The organism is Arthrobacter sp. I3, assembly GCF_000520575.1.
GTDB lineage: Bacteria > Actinomycetota > Actinomycetes > Actinomycetales > Micrococcaceae > Arthrobacter > Arthrobacter humicola_A.
This window is the reverse complement of sequence record NZ_KI914913.1, coordinates 51,577-56,358: the sequence shown is the minus strand read 5'-3', so window position 1 is coordinate 56,358 and position 4,782 is coordinate 51,577. Positions and strand designations below refer to the sequence as shown.

The following is a 4,782-nucleotide window of genomic DNA, read 5'->3' as shown; positions in this document are numbered from 1 at the left end:
GAGCCGGAGACGAAGACCACCCGGCCGCTGATGTCGGGGACCAGCTCCTTGAGGGCCGCCGCATCGATCCTTCTTGAACCTGCGTCCTGCATGAACGCCGGCGGCGCCGAACCGTCCGCAAGCCGCGCCAGGACGCGCGCCCCGGAGCGCTGCAGCTCCTCGGCGTAGCCCAGCTCGGCGGCATTCTTGGCCAGGTACAGGAGGACAACGTCGCGGTCCCCGGACGGGGTTCCGGCTGACGCCGCGGCCAGTTGGGCCATGTAGGGGGTGATGCCGATTCCGGCCGCGATGAGCAGCACGGGGGTGGCCGGGTTCCGCGGCAGGAGGAAGTCGCCGTTCACCGTGGTTGCGGTGAGCCCGTCGCCCGCTTCAAGGGCCAGCAGCGAGCGCTTGGCTGACGACACCGGCTCCGCCGTCCCCACCCCGATCGTCAGCAGGGAGGCGTCGGGCGCGCTGGTCAGGCTGAACACGCGCCGGATTCCCTTCCCATCACCCTTGCCGGCCGACTTCCCGTCACGTTTGCCGGGGGCCTTGCCGTCACCCTTCCCGCCGGTCGTGTCCGGGGGCAGGTGCAGCTCCAGGGCCTGTCCGGGAGCGAAGCGCACCGGACGTTCCGGGCGGAAGCTGAATTCCGTCGTCGTCGGCGTCAGCGGACGGCTCGCGACGAACGCCAGCCGGACCCCGCCCCGCTGTCCGACGGCGAAGGCAAGCACGTTGCCCGCGAGCAGCGCCAGCTCGGGGGAGTTGGCCACAAACCCCAGGTTGTAGGGGACGGCAAACAGTGCCCCGACGACGGCGGCCAGCGCCAGTTGCTGCCAGCGCCGCGGGGGCAGGGTGAGCGGCTCGGTGAGCATGAACCCGACGAAGAACAGCACCGGCCGCTGCGCGAGCGTCTGCCACAGGGCCTCGGGGAGATCCATCCCGGCCTGGAGCAGATCCACGGCCACGATGGACACGGCAACCACGGTGAAGACGGCGGCCATGGCGAACTTCCGGGTCCGGTAGAGCACCAGCAGCACCCCTGGCAGCACCAGCCAGAGCATGGCCGGCGTCGCGGCCCACCAGGTGGCAATGTTGAGCCCGGTCAGCCCGGCCAGGAACGCGCCGGCCGCGGCCGGATTGAAGATGTGCCGGCCGCGCCAGGCCAGCGCATACTTCGAGGTCGAGGCCAGGACGCAGGCCAGGGCGACGCCGGCGATCTCCGCCAGCTGGAGGCCCTGGGCCGGCTGGCTGGGCCAGAAAAGCTCGCTGGGCCAGAAAAGGAAGTACAGCAGCAGGCCGGTGATGAGGGAGGATTCCGTGTGCGGCCGCACACGGAACAGGGCGGCCAGCCCCTGGCTGGAGGCGTACGTCAGGCCAAGGCACAGGGCAAGGTGGACCAGCATTTCCGGCAGCCCGAACGTCAACCAGCCCAGCACATTGAGCAGCAGGCTGTAGCCGGCCAGGACGGCCAGGACCCACAGCACCAGCCGGTACATCGTGAGCCGGCCCAAGGCGGTGTCCAGCCTCGAGCCAAGGGCGGTGGTGGTGATGGCAGTCATGAGAACAGGGCCCCTTCGAAGTCGGCTGAATATTCCGCGTGCCCGTCCGCATAAACCGTGAGCCAGGCGCAATCGAACTCCTGCTCCAGCCGCGGACCGTCGACAAAGAACAACGCAGTGGCCAGCGCATCGGCCACCATCGCGGTCCCGGCCATGGCCCAGCTGGCGACAACGGTACGCACCGGAGCTCCCGTGGTGCCGTCCAGGACATGATGGAACCCGTCGCCCCAGGCGCGCCGGTTGGCGGCGGAAGCGCACAGGGCGCCGGCCCCCAGCTGGACGGTGCCGATTGCCCGGGTGGGATCGTAGGGGTGCTCGAGGGCAACCACCACCGGATCCGGCCCCGGATTCAGCAGGTCCCCGCTGGCATCGATGAAATGCCCGGCGCAGCCGCCGTCCCGGAGCCGGGCGGAGAGCAGATCGGCCAGCTGGCCCTTTCCGGCCGCGCCGACGTCGATCACCACCGGAACCGTGGTGGTCAGCGCGGTGCCCTGCCAGTCCAGCGCATCCTCCCACCGGGGCGCGGGAAGCGGCGCGCCGCCCGGGCGCAGGGTGTAGGTGGCGTCGTAGCCCAGTCGCTCCAGGCTCCCGCCGATGAGCGGGGTCATCGCACCCTTGGTGAGCCGGTACAGGGTGCCGTACAGCGCGCCCAGGGCGGCCCCTTCGGCGGGCAGCTCAATGCGGCCAGGCGTCCGGGCTGCGTCGGCAATGAGCGAATCGGGGCGGAACCGGGACCACGCGGCGTCGTACTCCTCCACCGTGGCGAGCAGGCCCCGGCGGAGCTCGCCGGAGAGCCGGGACGGGGTGGAAATCTCCCAGCGGGTCCCGATCCCGTCAAAGCTGAAGTGCGTCCAGCCCGGATGCGCCACGATTCCTCTGTCCCTTGCTGGGCTATTGGGCCTGTGACTTGATCTTCGCCACGGCCTGGTTGAAGCCGCCGCTGGTCAGCGAGGATCCGGCCACTTTGGAAACCTTGATCTCGTCAAGCTTCTTGCCAACAACCTGGGACTGGATGCCGCCGGCGAACTCACCCTGGAACTTTCGGGTGTTCGGATTCGAGGGGTGCGGCGTGATCTTCACGTCGGACACGGCACCGCCGGCCAGCGTCAGCTCCACGCCCACGGTCTCAGTGCCGTTGGGGGAGGTGTAGTTCCCGTCGGCGCTGTACGTGCCGTCCTTGTAAGAACCGGTACCGGCAGCGGACTCGGATGCCGGGGGCGCGCCCTGTGCGGCCGGGGCCGGGGCCGACGGGGCACAGCCAGCCGCTGTTCCGGCCACGGAGAGGCCGGCAATGCCGACGAGGACGCTTTTGCGGAAGGCGGTATTCATGCGGGACTCGATTCTTTGCGGGGATCGGACAGCGAACAATGTGGAGGCACTGACACGGTTGCAGACGTTGAATTCAGGGTAACGGTTCACCCCGGGCGCGAGGCATCGAAGACCCTGGGTCTCCCCGGAACTGACCCCCGCCGTCATGCCGGGCGCCAGATTCCGCCGCACTCCGGGCCCACCGGTAGGCTAGAACTGTGACCCCAGAAGAACTCTCCCTCGCCATATCCGCCTGCCTGAAGGACGCCGTCGCCGCCGGCGACATAGCCCTCTCCGCGGCCGACATCCCGGATGAGGTGCGCGTGGAGCGCCCCAAGAACAGGGACCACGGGGACTGGGCCACCAACGTCGCCCTCCAGCTGGCCAAAACGGCGGGCACCAACCCGCGGGAGTTCGCGTCCGTCCTGAGCGCCCGGCTCAAAACGATCGACGGCGTGTCCGCGGTGGACATCGCCGGCCCCGGCTTCCTGAACATCACCGTGGACGCCGCTGCCGCCGGTGCCCTCGCCAAGGCGATCGTCGAGGCCGGTGCGGCCTACGGCACCAACACCGCGCTCGCCGGGCACGTGGTCAACATGGAATTCGTCTCGGCCAACCCCACCGGCCCGCTGCACATCGGCCACACCCGCTGGGCCGCCCTCGGCGACGCGATCGCCCGCGTCCTCCGGGCCTCCGGTGCCGACGTCACTGCCGAGTACTACATCAACGACGCCGGTTCCCAGATGAACGTGTTCGCGAACTCCGTGTTCGCCAGGCTGCACGGCCGGGACGTGCCCCAGGGCGGCTACCCGGGCCAGTACATCGCGGACCTCGGCCACGAGGTGCTCACCGAACACCCGGACATCCGCGAACTCACCGAAGTGGCGGCCCTGCCGGTGATCCGGGGCGCCGCCTACAAGGCGCAGATGCATGACATCAAGCAGACGCTGGCCGAGTTTGGCGTCGACTTCGATGTCTACTTCTCCGAACAGGAGCTCCACGACGCCGGCGCGATCGAGGACGCCGTCGCCCGCCTGCGCGAACAGGGCCACGTGTTCGACGACGGCGGCGCGGTCTGGCTGCGCACCACCGACTTCGGCGATGACAAGGACCGCGTGATGGTCCGCGCAAACGGTGAGCCCACGTACTTCGCCGCCGACGCCGCCTACTACCTGTCCAAGAAGGACCGCGGCTACACCGAGAAGATCTACCTCCTCGGCGCCGACCACCACGGCTACATCAACCGGCTCAAGGCCATCGCGGCAGCCGCCGGGGACGACCCCGAGGTCAACATCGAGGTCCTGATCGGCCAGCTGGTCTCCGTCAACGGCGCCAAACTGTCCAAGCGAGCCGGCAACATCATCGAGCTCAAGGACCTCATCTCCTGGCTCGGCAAGGACGCCGTCCGGTACTCGCTGGCCCGGTTCCCCGCCGATTCGCCGCTGACGCTGGACCCGGAGCTGCTGAAGAAGCACAGCAACGAAAACCCGGTGTTCTACGTCCAGTACGCCCACGCCCGCTCCCGGGGCGCCGCCCGCAACGCCGTGGCCGCCGGCGTGGAGCGCCGTGTGGACGGCATAGACAGCTTCAACGCCGCCCTGCTGGAGCACCCCACCGAAAACGAGCTGCTCTCGCACCTGGGCAGCTATCCCTCGATCGTGGCCAAGGCCGCCGAGCTGCGCGAGCCGCACCGCGTGGCCCGCCACCTCGAAGTGATCGCCGGCGCCTACCACCGCTGGTATGACGCCTGCCGCGTGGCGCCGCAGGGCGACGAACCCATCACCGACACCAACCGCACCAGGCTGTGGCTCAACGACGCCACCAGCCAGGTGCTGGCCAACGGACTGGAACTGCTGGGCGTCTCGGCGCCGGAACGGATGTAACCGCCATGACCGCGAATTCAGGACAGTCCCCGCTCGCCCCGGACTGGCTC

4 protein-coding genes are annotated in these 4,782 nt (G+C 69.3%); 1 reads left to right on the top strand and 3 read right to left on the bottom strand.

Annotated features, from left to right (window positions below; all coding sequences use genetic code 11):
* From Y706_RS24070 to Y706_RS0107250, 3 genes are all read right to left on the bottom strand, one after another.
* Positions 1-1,541: FAD-dependent oxidoreductase (locus tag Y706_RS24070; RefSeq protein ID WP_043435247.1), on the bottom strand; the 1,541-nt coding region annotated here is incomplete at its 3' end.
* Positions 1,538-2,410: an FAD:protein FMN transferase gene (locus tag Y706_RS0107255; RefSeq protein WP_028276079.1), complete on the bottom strand. Its 873-nt coding sequence runs from the start codon at positions 2,408-2,410 to the stop codon at positions 1,538-1,540. The genes Y706_RS0107255 and Y706_RS24070, both read right to left, overlap by 4 nt.
* A gap of 22 nt (positions 2,411-2,432) precedes the next feature.
* A complete protein-coding gene (locus Y706_RS0107250; RefSeq protein ID WP_028276078.1) occupies positions 2,433-2,870 on the bottom strand; it encodes an FMN-binding protein in 438 nt (145 codons plus the stop codon).
* 197 nt (positions 2,871-3,067) lie between these two features.
* Here Y706_RS0107250 and argS point away from each other — a divergent pair, with 197 nt between their 5' ends.
* Positions 3,068-4,732, top strand: coding sequence for an arginine--tRNA ligase (argS, locus tag Y706_RS0107245; protein WP_028276077.1), 1,665 nt, complete (start codon positions 3,068-3,070; stop codon positions 4,730-4,732).
* The last annotated feature ends 50 nt before the right edge of the window (positions 4,733-4,782 follow it).